The following is a 19,962-nucleotide window of genomic DNA, read 5'->3' as shown; positions in this document are numbered from 1 at the left end:
TTTTATGGCGGAATGAAAAAGGGGCTGCCGAGCCTGACGCCCGGCAGCCCCTTATCCGTCCGCCTTCTCCCGCAAGGGAAGAAGGCGGCCTCAGGCGATTTTAGTCGCGATAGTTCAGCGCCGGGGCGCGGTCGCCCAGCAGGGCGCGGTATTCGAAGTTCGGGCCGCGACGCTGTTCGAACTCGGCCTTGGCGGCGGCGATGGTGTCCGGGCTCTGGAACAGCTCGGCGGTGGTCAGGGCCAGGGTCTTGGCCGCCAGATGGGCGCCCTTCAGGCCGATGGTCGTGCCCGCCGCCACCACGTTCTGCCAGCTGTGGCCCGCAGAGCCGGGCACGAAGGTCGCCGTCGACAGGCCGACCGTAGGCGTGACCCAGGACACGTCCGACACGTCGGTGGAGCCGCCGAAGTCGCCGCCGATCACGGCGTCCTCGATCTGACCGACGCTGGCGAGGTCCGGCTTGGAGGTCAGGGTCTTCTGGATCTCGGTCGCCAGGGCGGTTTCCTCAGGCGTCCAGGTGATGCCGCCGACATGGCGCAGGTTGCGGTCCATGACCGTCATCAGGGCCTGATTGGGCAGCATGGAATAGACGCCGCCGATGGCCTCGAACTCGACGCGGGTGCCGGTGCCCAGCGCCGCGCCGTCCGCCGCCTTCTTCACCCGCTCCAGCACGTAGCGGACGATCTCCGGGTTGTTGTGACGGACGTAGTAATAGGCCTCGGCATAGGCCGGGACGACGTTGGGCGCCTTGCCGCCGTCGGTGATGGCGTAGTGGATGCGGGTGCGGTCCGGCACGTGCTCGCGCATCATGTTGACCATGTAGTTCAGGGCCTCGACGCCATCCAGCGCCGAGCGGCCCTTGTCGGGCGCGGCGGCGGCGTGGGACGCCGTGCCGTAGAAGCGGAACTTGCCCGAGACGTTGGCCATGGTGTCGCCCTGGCGGGCCGAGTTCACATTGCCGGGGTGCCAGTGCAGCGACACGTCGACGTCGTCGAACAGGCCGTCGCGGACCATGTAGACCTTGCCCGAGCCGCCTTCTTCGGCCGGGGTGCCGTAGACGCGCAGCTCGCCCTTGATGTTGTTGGCGACCATCCAGTCCTTGACGGCGATGGCGGCGTGGACCGAGGCGGCGCCGAACAGGTTGTGGCCGCAGCCGTGGCCCGCATGGCCGCCGGCGGACTCCTGGACAGGGTTCAGGGTCTGCGACAGCCCAGGCAGGGCGTCGTATTCGGCCAGGACGGCGATGACCGGGCCGGCGCCGTTCTTGAAGCTGGCCAGGAAGGCGGTCGGCTCATTGGCGATGCCGGGAGTGATGACAAAGCCGGCGTCGCGCAACTGATCCTGCAGCAGGGCGGCGCTCTGGGTCTCCTGATAGCCCAACTCGGCGAACTTCCAGATCTCCAGCGCGGCGTGGTCCAGGGCGGCCTGGTTGCGCTCGACGGTCGAGGTGATCTGGGCCCTGGCCTGGGGCGACAGTTCAGCGGCGACGGCGGGGGCCAGGGGCAGGCTGGTCATCGCGGCGGCGAGGGCGAGGACGCGCATCGAAACGGGCTTCATGGGAACTCCGTGAGCAAAACAGAAAAAAGGGGCGGAAGGCGTCATCGCCTACCGCCCCGAAACCAATCAGAGACTGATCAGAAGGACTTGCGGAAGCTGGCGTACCAGTAGCGCCCGTAGGGCTGGTACACCGAACCGACATAACCGCCGCTGGCCAGCGGGGGCTGTTCGTCGGTGATGTTGCGCACGCCGACGCGAACGGCCGAGCCGGCCAGCGCCTCGCTGAAGCGCGAACCGTCGAAGGCGTATTCCGCATAGAGGTTGGCGGTGATGGTCGAGTCCACCGTCCAGTAATCGCCCGCCGAGTTGGTCAGGCTGTCGTCATACAGCGACGAGATGTACTGGGTGAAGGCGCCGACCGTCCAGTCGTCCTTGCGCCACGTCGCCGACAGCGACCACTTCCATTCCGGGCGACCGAAGTCGGCGATCATGTCGCCGAACGAACCTGACAGGAAGATGGCCTCGTCCAGCTGACCCGAAGCCTGGGCGTCGGCCAGCATCTTGGTCTCCGGCGCCATGTCCAGATAGTATTTGATCAGGTGCGAGACGTTCAGATTGACGTTGAAGTCGCCATACTGGGTGCCGCGCAGACGCCACATCACGCCCAGGTCCAGACCCTCAACCGTTTGCGGTTGTTGGTTGGTGTAGGCGTCCTTAATGTAGAGGACTTCGCCCGCCGCCTCGAGGCCCGAGCCGGCGAAGATGGCGATGTCGGCGGCGGTCGGATCGGCGCGCACGACGTTCTCGTTGAACGAGCCCTGCTTGCGCAGCAGGTAGTCCAGCGTCAGAGCGTTCTGACCGCGGAACAGGCCCACCATGCCTTCCTGCTTCACCTGCCACCAGTCGGCGGTGAAGGTGAAGTCGCCGAACTCAGCCGGGATGAAGCGCGGCTGGATGACGAAGCCCAGCGAGACGGTTTCGGACTCTTCCGGCGCCAGGTCAGGGTTGCCCGAGCGGCGCTCCTGCGTCGACTTGCGAGCGTGGGTCTGGCTGAAGTTCGCCTTGAACTCGTCGGCGACCCTGGAGCTCATCGAAGCGCCGCAGCCGCGCAGGGTGTTGTCGATCGCGCCCGTGGCGGTCTTGAGGCCGCCCTGAACGCGCAGGGCCTCGCAGTAGATCCAGTCGTTGCTGGTGTTCGAGCGCGTGATCACGGTGGCGTTGATCTGCTCCAGGTTCGGAGCGCGGAAGCCTTGGGCCCACGAGCCGCGGATGCGGAAGCCGTCGACGATGTCCCAGGCCGCGGCGAACTTGGGCTTGGCGACCGAACCGAAGTCCGAATACTCCTCGAAGCGGCCAGCGACCTGGACTTCCAGGTTGTGGACCAGCGGCACGCCCATGTCCGGCGAGATCAGCGGGGCGGCGAGTTCGACATAGGCCGAAAAGACGTCGCGCTCGCCGTAGGTGTCCGGGTTCTCCGACTGGTTGATCAGGTCCGAAGACTGGACGCCGCGCAGGTTGGTGAAGCGGATCGTGCCGTCGACGCGGCTGTCGCGGTCGTCCAGCTGGGTCTCGGTGCGCAGCTCGATGCCGGCGGCGACGCCGACGGGACCGGCGGGCAGCTGATAGACGTCGGGGCGCGAGACGCGGAAGTCCCACATGCCCAGTTCGGTCTTGGTCTTGCGGACCATGTCGACGCGGATGCCGTCCAGGGCCGCCTGGTTCGACAGGGTGTCGTCACCGACCTTGGGGTTGGTCAGCGACCCGCCGTTGAAGAAGTTGTAGGCGTCCGGGGTCGACTTGGCGGCCCACTCCTGCAGCTTGGTGGCGGAGATGTTGTCCGACACGTCCTTGGCCGACGCTTCCGACCAGGTCAGGGCGGTTTCCCAGTTCCAGCCGTTCCAGTCGCCGCGCAGGCCGCCCAGGATGCGGTACTGCTTGTTGACCACATTGACGCTGATCGGGCCCATGTCCATGAACCGATAGCCGGTCAGGGTCAGGTTCTGATTGCCGTCCAGCGGGTTGTAGTAGTTCGTGCCGGGGATGATGAAGGGCACGGCCGAGGCCGTTGCGATCGGCTCCTGCCAGGCCTGTGATTCAGCATAGTAGCCGCCCAGCTCGCCGAAGGCCTCGACGGCGTCGTTGATGCGGTATTTGCCGGTGACGAACAGGTTGAAACGGTCGACCTCAGGCATGACCGTCAGGCCCAGCTTGGCCATGTCCGTGTTCAGCTCCGACGGCAGGTTGGCCCCGCTCATGACGCACAGGCCGTCGCCGATGGCGGTGACGCAGTCCTTGTGCGTGCCCGGCAGGACGGTGAAGCCGCTGTAGGCCTTGCCGTTGATCGTGGCGCCCGAGCCGCTGACCGTGAAGCGGCCCCAGGGCGTCAGCGGCGAGGTGCCGTTCAGGCTGCTGTTGTTCTCAAAGCCAGTGCCGGCGAACAGCGAGGTCAGGTCGTTGGAGGCGGTGTAGTCCTGATCGAGCGTGTTCAGCTCGTCGCGGTGGTCGTAGTTGAAGAAGGCCGAGATGTTGCCGCGACCCTCCTGAATGTCTTTGCCGCCATAGATCGACAGGTTCAGCTCGCGCATGCCGGTGCCTTCGGCGCCGCCATACTGGGTCGAGACGGTCAGGCCGTCCATGTCGTCGCGCAGGACGGTGTTGACCACGCCGGCCACGGCGTCGGCGCCGTAGATGGCGGCGGCGCCGTCGCGCAGGACTTCCATGCGCTTCAGGCCCGACACCGGAATGGCGTTGGTGTTGTAGGTCAGGACCGGCACCAGGTGCTCATTGGCCTGCGACGTCGGGTGGCCGACGACGCGGCGGCCGTTCAGCAGCACCAGGGTGTTGCCGATGCCCAGGCTGCGCAGGTTCACCGAGCCGGTGTCGCCGCGCGCCGCGTTCGAGGTGTAGGGCAGGTAGGAGGAGTTGAAGGTCACATCGCCCATCTGGGGGATGGAGCGGAACAGGTCGTCGCCCGATGCCGGAGCGGCGGCGATGATGTCGTCTTCGCTGACGACGGTCACCGGCAGGGCGGCCGTCACCTTGGAGCCGCGGATCTGCGAGCCGACGACGACGATCTCCTCGACCTGAGTGACGTCGTCCTGCGCCTCCTGGGCGAAGGCGGCGGTCGCGCCGAACAAGGCGGTGGTGGCCAGCAGGGCCGTTCGCATGGTGCGACGCGCCAAGACAGTGCTCATAGAAATAATCATCCCCGTTGTGGTCATCGTTCTGCGCTCCTGTTTTTGGGCAGGGGTCGCATCGCTGACTGATCTGTATGTCGAAGAGGCCGGTCCCGGCGCACGCCGCATCGACGAATCGAAATCGGGCGCAGCGTGGAGAGATCGCCTCAGTTCGGACTTGAAGCGGTCACAGTGCTATACGTCAACCTTAGCCGGAAAAATATTGCCGATATCCCAAATAATGGGCGTGATAATCACTCAACCTCGTCCTTGAACTGCGGTTTTCGGCAATGCTATCGCTAGGGTTCTTGATAATATTGTCCTGTGAGAAAGCATTGCGGGGGCGACAGCCTTCAGCGACGCGCGGACTTGAGCCGGGGATTTTCTATGCGTTTGCGTTTGATGAAGTCGGCGACGGCTGTTTCGGCGGCGGCCCTGATGTTGCTGGCGGCGCCGGGGATCGCCCAGGAGGCGGCGGTCCAGGTTCGGCCGACCACCGGCAGCGGCGGCGACATCGTCAACTACGGCCAGATCCACAGCCCCGTTGTGGGGCGCGGCGGCATGGTGGTCAGCCAGAGCGATCCGGCGACCCGCGTCGGCGTCGACATTCTGCGCCAGGGCGGCAACGCCGTGGATTCGGCCATCGCCGTGGCCTTCGCCGAGGCGGTGACCCTGCCGCGCGCGGGCAACATCGGCGGCTCGGGCTATATGGTCGTGCACATGGCGGCCACGCAGGATCGTCCGGCCCAGGACATCGCCATCAACTATTACGGCACGGCCCCGGCGGCGACGACGCCTGACCTGCTGCTGGGGCCGGACGGCAAGTTCGACCGCTCCAAGCCGTCGGGCTTCAAGAATGTGGCGGTGCCGGGCACCGTCATGGGCCTGTGGGAGGCGCACCAGCGTTTCGGCTCCATGCCCTGGGCGGATCTGGTGGCCCCGGCCATCGCCCTGGCCGAGGACGGCTATGTCCTGTCGGACGGCGAGGCTGACGCCACCGGCGGCCGCGCCCGCGTCCTGGCGACCGATCCGGGCGCGCGCGAAGCCTATCTGAAGGCCGACGGCACGGCCTATCGGGCGGGCGAAGTCTTCCGTCAGCCCCTGCTGGCCGAGAGCCTGCGCAAGCTGGCGCGCGGCGGCGCGGACGAGTTCTACAAGGGCGAACTGGCGCGTCAGATCGTGGCGGGCGTCCAAGCCGGCGGCGGCGTCATCACGATGGAAGACATGGCGGCCTATCGCGCCGATGTGTCAGAGCCGATCTGGGGCAGCTATCGCGGCCATCGCATCTCCTTCATGCCGCCGACGGCCTCGGGCGTCAGCGTTGCCGAGGCGCTGAACCTGCTGGAGCATTTCGACCTGCGCGCGATGGGGTGGGGCAGCGTCGACAGCCTGCACCTGATCTCAGAGGCGATGAAGATCACCTCGTCCGATCGCAACCTGATCGGCGGGGCGCCGCAGTGGACGACCCCGGCCAAGGGCCTCGCCAGCAAGGAATTCGCCGCCGAGCGCGTCAAGCTGATCTCGCTGGACAGGACGCTGAAGGCCGCTGACGTGCCGGAGGGCAATCCCTATCCGTTCGAGAGCAAGGACACGACCCACTATTCGGTGGCCGACGCCTACGGCAATGCGGTGTCGAACACCTATACGCTGTCGAACTCCTACGGCGCCCACGTCGCGCCGGTCGGCACGGGCATCCTGCTGAACAACCACCTGGACAACTTCTACTGGGGGACGGAAGGCAAGCCGAACTCGCCCGCGCCGGGCAAGCGTCTGGGCTCGACCATCACGCCGATGATCGTGTTCAAGGACGACAAGCCGTGGCTGGTCACCGGCACGCCGGGCGGCGGCTATATCATCGCGACGATGGTGCAATTGGTCTCCAACGTCATCGACCACCAGCTGAACGTGGCCGAAGCCGCCATGCGGCCGCGCCTGAATCAGGGCGGCGGCGACAGCCCGCTGGAGCTGGAAGGCGGCTTCTCGCCCGACGTGGAGCGGCTGCTGCGCGAGCGCGGCCACACGGTGCGTCCGTCCATGACGATGGGCAGCACCCAGTCGATCATGCTCGACGGCGATCGTTTCCTGGGCGCCGCCGACACCCGCCGTCCGGACGCCCTGGCGCTGGGCGTCCGCTAAGCCTACGGCTGATCGAGACCCTCTCCCGGCGGGAGGGGGTCAGGCCATCTCGCGCCAGGTCTTGCCGGTGACGCCCTCATAGTTGGTCGCGTGATAGACGCCGCGCGCTACGGCGCGGGCCAGGACGTCGGCGGCGACATTGCCCAGCTGGGCCACCGCGATCTGGCGCATGGCTGGGTCCGCGATCACCTTCTTGCCGGTCGAGAGGCTGAACAGGGTGTCGCCGTCGAAGGGGGCGTGGGCCGGGCGGATGGCGCGGGCCATGCCGTCCTGCGCCATGATGGCCACGCGCTGAAGCTCGACTCGCGTCAGGGCCACGTCGGTGGCGATGCAGGCGATGGTGGTGTTCTCGCGCGGCTGGGGCCGGAACTTGGACAGGCCCCAGTCCTCGGCCGAGGCGTGCAGGCCGGACGACCCCAGCCCGCCGAACTCGTCGCCGATCTCATAGGGGGCGGCCCAAAAGCTCTTGCCGCCCGGCGCCACGACCGAGCCGACGCTGTTGACCGCGACGATGGCGCCGACCGTCCAGCCCGCCTCCATGACCGCCGAGGCCGAGCCGACGCCGCCTTTCAGCGCGCCCGCCTCCGCGCCATAGCCCGCGCCGGCGGTGCCGAGGTCGAAGCGGTCGCCCGCCGCCTCTAGCGCCTGAACCGAGAGGCGGCGATAGGGCGGCTCCATCTCCCACTGCTTGTTCCCGCCGTTGGCCAGATCGTAGAGGCAGGCGGTCGGGATGATGGGCGAGGGCGGCACGCCGGGCGCCCCGCCCATGCCGTAGCCGCGCCCGCGCATGCCCATCCAGGCGGCCACGCTGTCGGCCGAGCCGAGGCCATAGACCGACCCGCCCGACAGGATGATGGCGTCCACCTCCTGCACCAGGTTTTCTGGGCGCAGCACGTCGGTCTCGCGCCCGGCGGGGCCGCCGCCGCGCACGTCCACGGCGGCCGTAGCGGGCTTTTCGGCCAGGATGACGGTGACGCCGGTGCGCACCTTGGCGTCGTGCGCCTGACCGACCTTGAGGCCCTCGACGTCGGTGATGAGGTTCAGCGGGCCGGTGCGGCCAGAAGATTGGCTTGGGGCGCGCGCGGCGCTTTGCGCGGCCGGTTTGGCGCTCGCAGCGCCCGCTGCGGAGGCGGCGGCACCGATCAGGGCCGAGCCGAGGACGGTTCTGCGGTTCATCCGGCGGTTTCCTTTTCCAGAGCTTTATTGCGGACCAGATCCGGCGTCGCCGCCAGAAGTTTCTGCGTATAGGGGTGCGAAGGCGCGGCGAAGACGGCGGCCGTCTCGCCCTGTTCGACGATCTTTCCGGCCTGCATGACCAAGAGGCGATCCGTCACCGTCCGCACCACAGTCAGGTCGTGGGTGACGAAGAGGTAGGACAGGCCGAGGCGATCCGACAGGTCGGCCAGCAAGTCGAGGATTTGCGCGCGGATCGAGACGTCCAGCGCCGAGACCGCCTCGTCCAGACAGATGACAGACGGCTCGGTGATCAGGGCGCGGGCGATGGCGATGCGCTGGCGCTGGCCGCCCGAGAACTCGTGCGGATAGCGGTCGGCGGCGTTGCTGGACAGGCCGACGCGCTCCAGCATTTCGTCGACGCGGCGGCGGGCCTCAAGCGGGGTGGGGCGGGCGGCGAGCAGGTGGAAGTTTTCGGCCACCAGATCGCTGACCTTCCAGCGCGGATCAAAGCTGCCGTAGGGGTCCTGGAACACCACCTGAATGTCGCGGCGGATGGATTTCAGGGCGGCGCCGCGCGCGGCGGTGATGTCGCGGCCCTTGACCCGGACGCGGCCCGCCTGCGGCGTCTCCAGCGCGAGGATGGCGCGCAGCAGGGTGGACTTGCCGCAGCCGCTTTCGCCGACCAGACCGACGCTCTCGCCCGGCTGGATCGACAGGCTGACCTGATCGACGGCGCGGAAGGCTTTCGATTTGCCGAACAGGGCGGGCGCGCCGCCGTAGTCGCGCACCAGACCCTCGACCTGAAGCACGGGGGCGGCGTCGGCTTGCGGGCGGCTGCGCCGCGTAGGGGCGTGGGTGGCGTTGGCCAGCAGACGTTGGGAATAGGGGTGCGCCATGCCGGTGCGGATTCGGTCGACGGGCGCTTCCTCGACCAGTTCGCCGTCCTTCATCACCGCCAGCCGGTCGGCGGTCTCGGCCACGACGGCGAGGTCGTGGGTGATGAGGATCAGGCCCATGCCGTCCTCGCGCACCAGCCGTTTCAGCAGGTCCAGCACCTGAGCCTGCGTCGTCACGTCCAGCGCCGTCGTCGCCTCGTCCGCGATCAACAGTTTCGGCGTCAAGGCGATGGCGATGGCGATGGCGACGCGCTGTCTCTGGCCGCCCGACAGCTCGTGCGGATAGCGGGTCAGGGGGAAGCGTTCGGCGGGCAGGCCGACGCGATCCAGCACGGCGCGGGCGACGGCGAGGGCCTCCTTGCGCGAGGCGTTTTTGTGCAGGCGCACCGTCTCGGCGACCTGATCGCCGATGGTCATGACGGGGTTCAGGGCCGTCATCGGCTCCTGAAAGATGACGCCCACGTCGCGGCCGCGCACCTTCTGCATCACGGCGTCGGGGGCGTTCGAGACGAGCTGGCCGTTCAGGCGGATCTCGCCGGTCAGGGTCGCGCGCGGCGGTGTCAGGCCCAGCACGGCCAGCGCGGTCATGGACTTTCCCGAGCCGCTCTCGCCGACGAGGCCGAGGATTTCGCCGGGGGCGACGGACAAGCTGACGTGCTTCAGGATCGGCGTCTGGCCGATCGAGAGGCTGAGGTCGCGGATGTCGAGGACGGTCATGGTCAACGCTCCCGCCGCACGCGCGGGTCGAACAGGTCGCGCAGGCCGTCGCCGGTCAGGCTGAGGCCCAGCACGGTCACGAAGATGGCCAGCCCCGGCATGATCGCCAGCCAGGGCGCGAAGCCGATCATGGTCTGCGCCTCGGCCAGCATCCGGCCCCAGCTGGGCGCGGGCGGCTGGGCGCCCAGTCCGACGTAGGACAGGCCCGCCTCGGCCACGATGCCGACGGCGAACTGGATCGCAGCCTGCACGACCAGCAGGCTCATCAGATTGGGCAGGATGTGCTGGACCGAGATCAGGGCCTTGGACTTGCCCGCCGTGCGGGCGGCCAGGACGTATTCGCGGGTCCACAGGCCCTGGGCCGCGCCGCGCGCGACGCGGGTGAAGACGGGGATGTTGAAGACGCCGATGGCTATGATCGCGTTGATCGCGCCCGGTCCCATGACGGCGGTGATCATCACGGCCAACAGCAGGGCGGGGAAGGCGAAGATCAGGTCGTTGCCGCGCATGACCAGTTCGTCGATCCAGCCGCCGCGCGCCGCTGCGGCCAGGCCCAGAGGCGTGCCGATCACGACGCCGATGCCGACGGCGACGAAGGCCACGACAAGGGAGTTCTGCGCCCCCGCCATGATCATCGACAGCACGTCGCGGCCGAAGTGGTCCGTGCCGAACGGGTGGGCGGCGGAGGGAGCGGTCAGCTTGGCGGCGATGTCCACCGCCTCGACGTCATAGGGCGTCCAGGCCAACGCCAGCAGGGCGGTCGCCAGCACGACGGCGGTCAGGCTAGCGCCGACGATCAGGGACAGGGGCCAGCGCACGCGGGTCTTGGTTGCGATGACGGCAGGGGCGTCGGTCATGCGCGGCGTCCCCTCAGTCGCGGATCGGCGAACAGATAGGCCAGGTCGATCAGGAAGCTGACCAGGACCACCGCGAAGACCAGAACCACCACCACGCTCTGCACCACGATCAGGTCGCGCTGGGTGATGGCCTGGAAGACCAGCCGGCCGAGGCCCGGCAGGGAGAAGACGTTCTCGATGATGATGCCGCCGGCCAGCAGGAAGGGGAACTGAAGGCCGAGGATGGTCAGGACGGGGATCCAGGCATTGCGAAGCGCGTGTCGCCACAGGGCCTGATTGACCGACAGGCCTTTGGCGCGGGCGGTGCGGACATAGTCCTCGTTCATCGTGTCGAGCAGGGCGGTGCGCAGGACGCGGGCGAGGATGGCGGCCTGCGGCGCGGCCAGGGCCACCGCGGGCAGGATCAGGGCCTTGAAGGCGGGCCAGAAGCCGGCGCTCCAGCCGGGGAAGCCGCCCGCCGAGAACCAGCCCAGGTTCACCGAGAACAGCAGGATCAGCAGCATGGCGATCCAGAAGTTGGGCAGGGCGACGCCGATCTGGGTCACGCCGATCAGGCCGGTGTCGACGGCGGTTCCCCTGCGGCTGGCGGCGGTGACGCCGATGGGCAGGGCGATGGCCAGCGAAAGGATCGTCGCCATCAGGGCCAGCGGCGCGGACACGGCCAGGCGTTCCGCGATCAGGCCGCCGACCGGCACCTGATAGGTGTAGCTGGTCCCGAACTTTCCGGTAAGCAGGTCGCCGAGCCAGGCGAAGTAGCGCTCAAGGCCCGAGCCTTCGAGGCCCATCTGCTGGCGCAGGGCGGCGATGGATTCCGGGCTGGCGTTCAGCCCCATCATATAGCTGGCCGGATCGCCGGGCACGACCTGCAGCAGCAGGAAGATGACCACGGTCGCCGCCAACAGAGTCAGCGCGTGACCGCCCAGCTTCTTCAGCAGCCAGGCCGCGCCGAAGCGCCAGGCGACGAAGGCGAGGAGCGCCGCGCCCGCGATCAGGCTGATCCAACCCCAGGGCAGGGTGCCGCCGGTGCGTTCGGCAGTCGCTGCGCCCGCTGCGCCTGCGCCGGTCCAGTAGGCGCCGGTGACATCGTTGGCGGCGATGGGGCCGTTGATCCACAGGCCGTTCACGTCCGCCTTCCACACGCCGATGCGCGAGGACTGGAACAGGAAGCCGTTGACCGCATCCTCGGCGATGCGGCGTTGCAGATCGCCCAGCAGGCGGTTGCGCGTCGGCTCGTCCGGCGCGGCGTTGACCTGCGCCAGCAGGGCGTCGAAGGCGGGGCTGTCGTAGCCGAAGTAGTAGTCCTTGCGGCCGTAGATGTCGTAATCCATCGGCTCGACGTGTTCGACGATGGTCAGGTCGAACTGGCGGCGCTTGAACACCTGATCCAGCCACTGGGCCCATTCCAGGTTCTCGATCCTGGCGCGGATGCCCGCCTGCGCCAGCTGCGAGATCAGCACCTCGCCGCTGCGTCGGGCGTAGGGGCGAGGCGGCAGTCGCAGCGTTACATCGATGCCGTTGGGATAGCCCGCCTCGGCCAGCAGTTGACGCGCCTTGGCCGGGTCGTGTGGATAGAGGCCGGTCAGGTCGACATAGCCCGGCGCCTGACGCGAATAGTGGCTGCCGATGGGCTGGCCGAAGCCGAACATGGCCCCTTGGATCAGGGCGTCGCGGTCGATGGCGTAGGACAGGGCGCGGCGCACCCGCACGTCGTTGAACGGCGCCTTGGTGTTGTTGATCCCGAGGATGACCTTGCCTTCGGAGGCGCCGACGACGACGCGGAAGCGCGGGTCGCGCTGGAACTGGGCCACGTTCTCGGGCGCGGGATAGTTGGGGAAGGCGTCCACGTCGCCGGCGCTTACGGCCGCGAAGGCGGCGGTCGGGTCGCTGATGAAGCGGAAGACGACGGTGTTCAGGCGCGGGGGCGTGCCCCAATAGCCGTCGCGGCGGATCAGGGTCAGCTGGCTGCCGCGCTGCCAGCTCTGCAGCCTGAACGGGCCGGTGCCGATGGGGGTGACGGCGTTGGTCGCGGCGCTGCTGGGCGAGACCATGACCGCGTCGCCCCAGGCCAGGACGTAGGGCAGGGTCGCCACGGGCCGCGACAGGTGGATGCGGATGGTCGCCGGATCAATGACCTCGACGTTGCTGATCGGCTCGAACAGGGCCTTCTGGGCGTTGGTCGAGCCCTCGGCGGTGATGCGGTCGAGAGAGAATTTGGCGACGGAGGCGTCGAACGGCGAGCCGTCGGAGAAGGTCACGCCGCGCCGGAGGTGGAAGGTCCAGGTCAGGCCGTCGGGGGCGGCTTCCCACGTGTCGGCCAACGACGGGGCGACCGCGCCGTTCTGGGTCAGCCTGGTCAGGCCCTCGAAGACGTTGGCGTAGACGACTTCGTCCACCGCCGCCGCCGCGCCCGAGGTCGGATCAAGGTTCGGCGGCTCCAGCGGCAGGCCCAGGACCAGACGGTCGCGCGGCGCCTGCGCCTGAACCTGCGGCGCCGTCAGGCCCCAGACGAGGCACAGCGCCAGCGAAAGCATAAGCGTGATCAGGCCGGGCCGAAGCCCGCCGTTCCGGCCGCGCCGTCGTGATGCTGTCGCGACGCATGTCGCCCCTGTCTTCGTCACCTTCCCTCGATCTCCCCCTTGCGACGTGGCCGATCTGCGTCAGCCTACGTCATGGCTTTCCCCTCACGCCATCGATTAAGCGCGCCTCACCATGGCTGGCGCGACAGGGAGGCGGGGCAGGCGGCGGTCGCCTCCGTCGCGGCGGCGCGGGCGGCGTCGAACTCTTCCTTGGCGCGGGCGAAGTCGGCCTGGAACGCCGGGTCGGCCTTCAGTCGGGTGACGATGGTCGCGCCGACGATGCGGCCCGCCTCGACGTCGCTGGGGTAGTGGACGCCGCACACCGCGCGGCTTTCGCCATAGGCCAGACCGCGCCGCAGGATGGCGTCGGCACGGTCGGGCGCCAGTTCGGCCAGCACCAGGCCCCAGGCCCAGCCCAGCGCCGAATGGCCGGACGGATAGGAGCCGCTGGCCCCCAGCCAGCTTTCCGGCGCGATGCAGGTCGGCAGCGGCTCGACCACGAAGGGGCGCTTGCGGAAATAGCCCTTCTTGGCCGGGGTCTGGATCATCTCCAGATCGCCCAGCATCTTGCCCATCAGCAGGGTGAGAGTCGGCATCTTCTCGGGTTCGAACTTGAAGCCGAGGGCGCAGTCGAAGGCGCGCGGGGCGCCGGGCGTCTCAATCTCGTTGTCGGCGCGGGCGATGGCCCAGCGCTCGGAGCCTTCCAGCGCGCGCATGGCGCGATAGGCGGCGATGTCGGCCTGTTCGCGCAGCGAGCCCTCTTCGGGCGGGGGCGGCAGGAAGTTGGCGGCGTTGGGCGTGTTCTCGGCCGTCAGATAGCCGTGCGGGTGGTCGCGGAAGCCTTCCCAGAAGGTCGCGGGCGTCGCGGCTGCTGTCTGCGTCCCGGCCGTGCCGGCGCAACCGCTCAACGCTCCGCCAAGCGCGAGAGCCAGGCTCATCGCGATGAGAGAGGAAGAACGGCGCGAGATGGTCATGGGGAAACTCCAGTAGGCAGTGATCATGCGGCGACGGCGCCGGGGCGGCCCGATTCCACGGTCCAGGATTTCAGGGTCGAGACGCTGGCATTGGGATCGCGCACGTCGCTGATGACCTGATAGCGCGTATCCATGCGGTCGGGGCGCACGTCGATCGACATATAGCCGCGCGGGCGGCTGTCGAAGAACTTCACCTGCGGATTATTCGGCATGACCGCCATCAGGCCGTCGTAGCTGGGGCCGGTCGAGGTGATGGAGGTGCCGACGAACTCGGTCGCCACCGTGGCTGAGGACGGGTCGCGGCTGTCCAGCTTCACGTCGTTGGTCCAGAAGGAGTGGTAGTCGCCGCTGAGCACCACCGGATTGGACGGCTTCAACTCGGACAGGGCGGAGGTCAGCCGGTCGCGGGCGGCGGGGAAACCATCCCAGGTGTCGGTCCAGTAGCGGTTTTCCTCGGCCGGGCTGCGGGCCAGACGCAGGCCCGCCATGACCAGATTCTGGCCCAGGATGTTCCAGCGCGCCTCGGCGCGGGCCAGGCCGTCATAGAGCCAGCGCTCCTGCTCGAAGCCCAGGAAGGTGCGCGACGGGTCCAGCCGGTCGGTGCAGGCGGCGTCGGTGACGATCTGGCCCTTGCCGCCGTTCTCGCCGGCGCTGCACGGCTGTTTCGAGCGGTACTGGCGCCCGTCCAGCATGAAGAACTCGGCCAGCCTGCCGTAGCGGACGCGGCGATAGATCGGCATCTGCAGGGCGGCGCTCAGTCGCGTGCGACGGATCGGCATGGCCTCGTAGAAGGCCTGGTATCCAGCGGCGCGGCGCTGCAGGAAGTCGGTTGGGGCGACGCCTCGGATCTTGGACCACACGCCGGAGTAGTCGTCCTGAACCTCGTGGTCGTCCCAGACGGCGAGGCAGGGGGCGACGGCGTGCAGGCGCTGCAGGTTCGCGTCGGTGCGGTGCAGGGCGTAGCGGTTGCGATAGCCCGCCAGCGTGGTCGCTTCCTCGAGGTTGTAGGGGCGCACCACCTGGTCGGCGCGGTCCGGCCCCAGGCTGTATTCATAGATGTAGTCGCCCAGGAACAGGGTCAGGTCGGGCTGTTCGTCGGCCATGTGGCCATAGGCGCTGAAATAGCCGCGCTCCCAGTGCGAGCAGGAGGCGACAGCCAGACGCAGGCGATCCGCGCTGGCGTTCGGAGCGGGCGTGGTCAGGGCGCGGCCGGTCGGGCTCTGCTGGCCCTGGGCGGTGAAGCGGTACCAGTAGGGGCGGTGAGGGGCGAGGCCCGCGACCTCGACGTGGACGCTGTGGGCGGCGTCGGTCGAGGCGGTCACGTTTCCGGCGGCGACGATGCGGCGGAACTGGTCGTCGACGGCGACTTCCCAGCGCACGGGAACGTCTCCAGACAGGCCGCCCAGCCCATCGGCGGCCAGAGGATCGGCGGCCAGCCGGGTCCAGATGACGAAGCCGTCCGGCGCGGGATCGCCGCTGGCGACGCCCAGCGGAAACAGATAGGCGCCGCCCGCCTGCGCCCGGCCGAAGCTCAGCACGGCGGGCGCGACGACCAGACCCGTCAGCAGGGCGCGACGATCAAGGCGGGGGGCGGAGCAAGCCATCATACCATCAGCAAAAGGCGCGGGGCGGACCGGCCGGAACCGGCCCGCCCCGCTTGGGAGGAGGCCTCTTAGAAGTTCATCGACAGGCGCACGCCGTAGGTGCGGCCCTGGCTGGGCGAGGTGGTCGGACGGGCCGAGCCGTTGAAGCCGTTGCGCGTCTCTTCGTAGTAGGTGTTGAACATGTTGCGCACCCACAGGCCCGCCCGCCAGTTGGAGCCGGCCGGGCTGACGCTGAAGTTGGCGTTCCACAGCCAGTAGGCGTCGATGATCGACGAGGAGCTGACCGAATACAGCTCGTCCCGATAGTTATAGTTGGTCTCGGCGCGCAGCTCCCAGCCCGCCATGTCCAAATCATAGCTGACCGAACCGCCGTAGTTCATCTTGGGGAAGGACAGGCGCTCGCCGGAACGGTCATTGGTGATGATGATGTCCCAGGGACCGTCCTTGGGGTTGGCGGCGTCGGTCTTGGCGCCGTCGATGGCGTTGTATTCGTCATACTCGCCGGTCTTGTAGCCCAGGTTCTGGCTGATGGTCAGGCCGTCCAAAGGCACCCAGGTCAGCTCGATCTCGCCGCCGTAGATGTGCGACTTGGGCACATTGGTGATCTTGCCCAGGCGGCCGGTGATGCGGTCGTACTCCAGCCCCTGAACCTGTTGGTCCTTGTAGTCGTAGTAGAACAGGGCGCCGTTCAAACGCAGGCGGCGGTCGAACAGGTCGGACTTGATCCCGGCCTCATAGGCGATGACGATTTCCGGTTTGAACGGGGTCGCAGAGGTGGCGTTATAGGTGGTGAAGCCGCCCGATTTCACGCCGCGCGCTACGCTGGCGTAGAACAGGGCGTCGTCCGTCAGCTTGTATTCCAGCCCCAGACGGCCTGAAACCTCGTTGAGGTCGGTGTCATAGGATTGGGGGGCCGGAGGCGGGTTGGGGGCGACAACGGTGCCGCTGCTGTCCAGTGTGCGTTCCTCCGTCTCCCAGCGCAGGCCGGCGATTAGGTTCAGCCGCTCGTTCACCTGGTAGGAGTTGTGGGTGAAAATCCCGAAGGCCGACACCGACTGGCCATAGCCGGTGTTGATCAGGTTCGGGTTGCCCCGGAAGTTGGTGTAGAAGCCGCCGTCGATGCTTTCATCGGCATAGTGGGCGCCGATCATCCAGTTGAACGGGCCGTCGCCGTTCGAGCTCAGCCGCAGTTCCTGAGCGAAGACGTCGATATCGTTGTAGAAGAAGACGTTCGACTCATTGAAGCGGGTGCTGTCCCAGTCGTTGAACTCGCTGCGCGAGAAGGTCTGGTAGGCGGTGATCGAGGTCAGATCGGCCCAGCCCAGATCGGCCTTGATGCGGGCGCTGATGTCGAAGCCGTCGTTGTCGCGGAAGGGTTTGGCGTTCAGACCGACCCCGGCCACCGCCGCCATTTCCGGCGAGATGCCCCAGCCCGTGATGCGCCAGGCGGTGTCCTTGGGATAGGTCACGCTGTTGCCCGAGACGGTGTATGGGCCCAGCAGGCGGAAGCCGCGGCCGTCGGACTTGTCGATCGAATAGGTGGCGCTGAGGTCGGCGGTGATCGTCTCGCTGACGTCCCAGGTCAGGCGGCCGCGAATGGCGGTCTTGTTCAGGTCGCCCAGCTTTTCGCCGGTGTCGCGGTGGTATTGCCAGGCGCCCCCCTGTTCGGTGACGGCGGCCAGGCGGCCCAGCAGGTTCGGCGCGATCTGGCCCGAGACATAGCCCTCGACCTTATAGCGGTCGAAGGTCCCGTATTCGGCGTTGAAGCCGGCGCGGAAGTCGGCCGTGGGCGCATTGGTGATGATGTTGACGGCGCCGCCGGTGGTGTTGCGGCCGTAAAGCGTGCCCTGCGGTCCGCGCAGGACCTCCAGACGGGCGATGTCGAACATCGCGCCCTGGGTGGTCACGGTATAGGGGTGGGCCACTTCGTCGACGTAGATGCCGACGGTCGAGGCGTTGTTCGAGGAGTATTCGCGCGCGCCGATGCCGCGGATGCGGAACTGGGGCTGGCCGCCGCCGAACTGGCTGTCGACCTCCATGTTGGGGACGGCGTTCTCAAGATCGTTGACGACCGAAATGCCCTTCTCGTCCAACTGCTCGCCGCCGACGACGCTGAGGGAGACGCCCACGTCCTGGCTGGCCTGTTCGCGGCGCTGGGCGGTGACGATGATTTCATCGACGCGCGTGGCCTGTTCTCCTGAGCGGGCGGCGCTCTGAGCGTTGGCGCTGGAGAATGCGGCGATTGTCAGTAAACTGACAGAAGACGCCAAGATATATTTGTTCATATCGTCCCCCTCAATACCACTGATATCTATCTGATGGTTTTGATGATGCTGGAAAGGCGATCGATCAACTCGTCGATCTGGTCGCGGCTGATAATCAAAGGAGGCGACAGCGCGATGACATCTGCTGTCACTCGTATCAGAATGCCGTCGTCGAAGGCGCGGTGGAAGGCTTCCGTCGCGCGGGCCCCCGGCGCGCCGGCGCGGGGCTCAAGCTCAATGCCCGCGACCAGACCCATGTCGCGGATGTCGATGACATGCGGCAGTCCTTTCAGACTGTGCACGGCGTCCTGCCAGTAGGGCGTTAGTTCGGCCGCGCGCTGGAATAGGCCTTCGCTTTCATAGACATCCAGCGTCGCCAGCCCGGCCGCCGCCGCCAGCGGATGGCCGGAATAGGTGTAGCCGTGGAAGAACTCGATGCCCGGGCCGGCGGCGCCCTCGACCACGGACTGATAGACGGCGGCGCTGACGCCGACGGCGCCCATGGGCACGGCCCCGTTGGTCAGCCCCTTGGCGCAGGTCATCAGGTCGGGCGTGACGCCCAGCGCCTCGGCCGCCGTCAGGGCGCCCAGACGGCCGAAGCCGGTGATGACCTCGTCGAAGATCAACAGGATGCCGTGCCGCGCCGTGATCTCGCGCAGGCGCTCCAGATAGCCGAGGGGCGGCACGATCACCCCGGCCGATCCGGACATGGGTTCGACGATGACGGCGGCGATGGTTTCGGCGCCGTGGGTCTCGATCAGGGCTTCCAGCTCATCGGCCAGGTGCAGGCCCCAGGTCGGCTGGCCGCGCGTGAAGGCGGCTTCCTCAAGGTTCAGCGTGTGCGAAAGGTGGTCGACGCCGGGCAGGGTGGGGAAGCCGCGCCGGTTGTTCTCTAGCCCGCCGACGGAAATGCCGCCGAAGCCGACGCCGTGATAACCCTTCTGGCGGCCGATCAGGCGGGTGCGGTTCTCAAAGCCCCTGGCGCGCTGACAGGCGAGGGCGATCTTCAGGGCGCTGTCGACCGCCTCGGACCCCGAGCCGGCGAAGAAGACGTGGTTCAGGTCGCCGGGCAGCAGCATGGCCAAACGCGACGCCAGCTCGAACGCCAGCGGATGCCCCAGCTGGAAGGTTGGGGCGTAGTCCAGAACCTCGGCCTGGCGCTGGATGGCCTCGACGATCGGTTTGCGCGCGTGGCCGGCGTTGACGCACCACAGGCCGGCCGTGCCGTCCAGCACCGCCCGGCCGTCGGGGGTGAAGTAGTGCATGTCCCTGGCCGAGGCGAGCAGGCGCGGCTGGGCCTTGAAGGCGCGGTTGGCCGTGAACGGCATCCAGAAAGGATCGAGATCGTTGGCGGCTCTGGCGGCGGTCATGCAGTCATCCTTCGTCACGGCCTTCCCCCTTTCGGGAATGAGTAGCCGACGGATCGCTAATTACGGCAAGCCTGTTTCTTCATAGGACTATACCGCTGAGATTGATGGCAAAAATATTCCAGTGATCGTTATAATGATCGCCCGCAACGGCGCGGTCAGAAGGTCGGCGGAGTGCAGGCGCTGATGACCACGCAGGGGCAGTCGCCGACGTTGCGAAAACGGTGCGGCAGGACGCTGGGAAACAGGTAGCCGTCGCCTGCCTTCAGCACCCGCGACTGGCCGTCGACCGTGACTTCCAGCCGGCCGGAGATGATCAGCCCGCCTTCCTCGCCCTCGTGGGACAGCATGACCCGCCCGCTGTCCGAGCCGGGCTGATAGGTCTCGTAGAGGATCTGCAGGCTGGAATCCTGGCTGGAGCCCAGCTGACGGTAGGAGACCTCGCCGCGCGAGATGTCGGTCAGTTCGTCGTGGCGATAGAAGTATTTGGTCGGGGTCTCGAACTCCGAGCTGAAGAAGTCGCCCAGCGATATGCCCGCCGCGTCCAGCAGCCGCTTCAACGAGCCGACCGAGGGGCTGGTGCGGCCGCTCTCGACCAGGCTGACGGTGCTGGACGGCACGCCCGCCTTGCGAGCGAGCGCGCGCTGCGACAGGCCAAGGCGATCCCGCAGCGCCCGCAGGCGCGGGCCGATGATGTTCTCTTCGTCCATATCGCCACGCGCCA

12 protein-coding genes are annotated in these 19,962 nt (G+C 67.8%); 1 reads left to right on the top strand and 11 read right to left on the bottom strand.

The features are described from left to right. Positions 1-100: 100 nt before the first annotated feature. Positions 101-1,555: an amidohydrolase gene (locus tag DA69_RS08090; protein ID WP_025978245.1), complete on the bottom strand. Its 1,455-nt coding sequence runs from the start codon at positions 1,553-1,555 to the stop codon at positions 101-103. Positions 1,556-1,632: 77 nt separating this feature from the next. After that, positions 1,633-4,689: a TonB-dependent receptor plug domain-containing protein gene (locus tag DA69_RS08085; protein WP_025978246.1), complete on the bottom strand. Its 3,057-nt coding sequence runs from the start codon at positions 4,687-4,689 to the stop codon at positions 1,633-1,635. A 369-nt stretch (positions 4,690-5,058) separates the two neighbouring features. Here DA69_RS08085 and ggt point away from each other — a divergent pair, with 369 nt between their 5' ends. Continuing rightward, positions 5,059-6,807 (top strand): gamma-glutamyltransferase, encoded by a 1,749-nt coding sequence (gene ggt / locus DA69_RS08080; RefSeq protein ID WP_025978247.1) that lies wholly within the window; start codon positions 5,059-5,061, stop codon positions 6,805-6,807. Between the two features lie 39 nt (positions 6,808-6,846). Here ggt and DA69_RS08075 read toward each other — a convergent pair whose 3' ends face one another. The 9 genes from DA69_RS08075 to DA69_RS08035 all read right to left on the bottom strand — a co-directional run bounded on the left by DA69_RS08075 (position 6,847) and on the right by DA69_RS08035 (position 19,948). Beyond that, positions 6,847-7,983, bottom strand: a complete 1,137-nt coding sequence (locus tag DA69_RS08075; RefSeq protein WP_025978248.1) for a P1 family peptidase — start codon at positions 7,981-7,983, stop codon at positions 6,847-6,849. After that, positions 7,980-9,596 carry an ABC transporter ATP-binding protein gene (locus DA69_RS08070; RefSeq protein WP_025978249.1) on the bottom strand — a complete coding sequence of 539 codons (1,617 nt, stop codon included), beginning with the start codon at positions 9,594-9,596 and terminating at the stop codon, positions 7,980-7,982. Before DA69_RS08070 ends, DA69_RS08075 begins: the two co-directional genes overlap by 4 nt. Positions 9,597-9,598: 2 nt before the next feature. Then, positions 9,599-10,453 carry an ABC transporter permease gene (locus DA69_RS08065; protein WP_025978250.1) on the bottom strand — a complete coding sequence of 285 codons (855 nt, stop codon included), beginning with the start codon at positions 10,451-10,453 and terminating at the stop codon, positions 9,599-9,601. Continuing rightward, positions 10,450-12,984, bottom strand: a complete 2,535-nt coding sequence (locus tag DA69_RS08060) for an ABC transporter substrate-binding protein (RefSeq protein ID WP_025978251.1) — start codon at positions 12,982-12,984, stop codon at positions 10,450-10,452. The genes DA69_RS08065 and DA69_RS08060 overlap by 4 nt, the downstream gene beginning before the upstream one ends. A 173-nt stretch (positions 12,985-13,157) precedes the next feature. Then, positions 13,158-14,003: an acid phosphatase gene (locus DA69_RS08055; protein ID WP_235599135.1), complete on the bottom strand. Its 846-nt coding sequence runs from the start codon at positions 14,001-14,003 to the stop codon at positions 13,158-13,160. A 23-nt stretch (positions 14,004-14,026) separates the two neighbouring features. Next, positions 14,027-15,607, bottom strand: a complete 1,581-nt coding sequence (locus DA69_RS08050; RefSeq protein WP_235599134.1) for an alkaline phosphatase D family protein — start codon at positions 15,605-15,607, stop codon at positions 14,027-14,029. 68 nt (positions 15,608-15,675) lie between these two features. Further along, the gene (locus DA69_RS08045; RefSeq protein WP_025978254.1) at positions 15,676-17,892 is read right to left on the bottom strand and encodes a TonB-dependent receptor; all 2,217 of its coding nucleotides are present in this window, start codon (positions 17,890-17,892) and stop codon (positions 15,676-15,678) included. 26 nt (positions 17,893-17,918) lie between these two features. Next, positions 17,919-19,241: an aspartate aminotransferase family protein gene (locus DA69_RS08040; protein ID WP_025978255.1), complete on the bottom strand. Its 1,323-nt coding sequence runs from the start codon at positions 19,239-19,241 to the stop codon at positions 17,919-17,921. 155 nt (positions 19,242-19,396) lie between these two features. After that, a complete protein-coding gene (locus DA69_RS08035) occupies positions 19,397-19,948 on the bottom strand; it encodes a cupin domain-containing protein (protein ID WP_025978256.1) in 552 nt (183 codons plus the stop codon). Positions 19,949-19,962 lie beyond the last annotated feature (14 nt).

It is taken from the genome of Brevundimonas naejangsanensis (assembly GCF_000635915.2).
Lineage (GTDB): Bacteria > Pseudomonadota > Alphaproteobacteria > Caulobacterales > Caulobacteraceae > Brevundimonas > Brevundimonas sanguinis.
Note: the sequence above shows the minus strand (reverse complement) of the source record. Positions and strands in the feature narration are given on the sequence as shown.

Bases quoted from the DNA above. Each gene is read 5' to 3' on its own strand.
- DA69_RS08090 (WP_025978245.1), bottom strand. From the start codon at position 1,555: ATGAAGCCCGTTTCGATGCGCGTCCTCGCCCTCGCCGCCGCGATGACC.
- DA69_RS08085 (WP_025978246.1), bottom strand. From the start codon at position 4,689: ATGAGCACTGTCTTGGCGCGTCGCACCATGCGAACGGCCCTGCTGGCC.
- ggt (WP_025978247.1), top strand. From the start codon at position 5,059: ATGCGTTTGCGTTTGATGAAGTCGGCGACGGCTGTTTCGGCGGCGGCC.
- DA69_RS08075 (WP_025978248.1), bottom strand. From the start codon at position 7,983: ATGAACCGCAGAACCGTCCTCGGCTCGGCCCTGATCGGTGCCGCCGCC.
- DA69_RS08070 (WP_025978249.1), bottom strand. From the start codon at position 9,596: ATGACCGTCCTCGACATCCGCGACCTCAGCCTCTCGATCGGCCAGACG.
- DA69_RS08065 (WP_025978250.1), bottom strand. From the start codon at position 10,453: ATGACCGACGCCCCTGCCGTCATCGCAACCAAGACCCGCGTGCGCTGG.
- DA69_RS08060 (WP_025978251.1), bottom strand. From the start codon at position 12,984: ATGCTTTCGCTGGCGCTGTGCCTCGTCTGGGGCCTGACGGCGCCGCAG.
- DA69_RS08055 (WP_235599135.1), bottom strand. From the start codon at position 14,003: ATGACCATCTCGCGCCGTTCTTCCTCTCTCATCGCGATGAGCCTGGCT.
- DA69_RS08050 (WP_235599134.1), bottom strand. From the start codon at position 15,607: ATGGCTTGCTCCGCCCCCCGCCTTGATCGTCGCGCCCTGCTGACGGGT.
- DA69_RS08045 (WP_025978254.1), bottom strand. From the start codon at position 17,892: ATGAACAAATATATCTTGGCGTCTTCTGTCAGTTTACTGACAATCGCC.
- DA69_RS08040 (WP_025978255.1), bottom strand. From the start codon at position 19,241: ATGACCGCCGCCAGAGCCGCCAACGATCTCGATCCTTTCTGGATGCCG.
- DA69_RS08035 (WP_025978256.1), bottom strand. From the start codon at position 19,948: ATGGACGAAGAGAACATCATCGGCCCGCGCCTGCGGGCGCTGCGGGAT.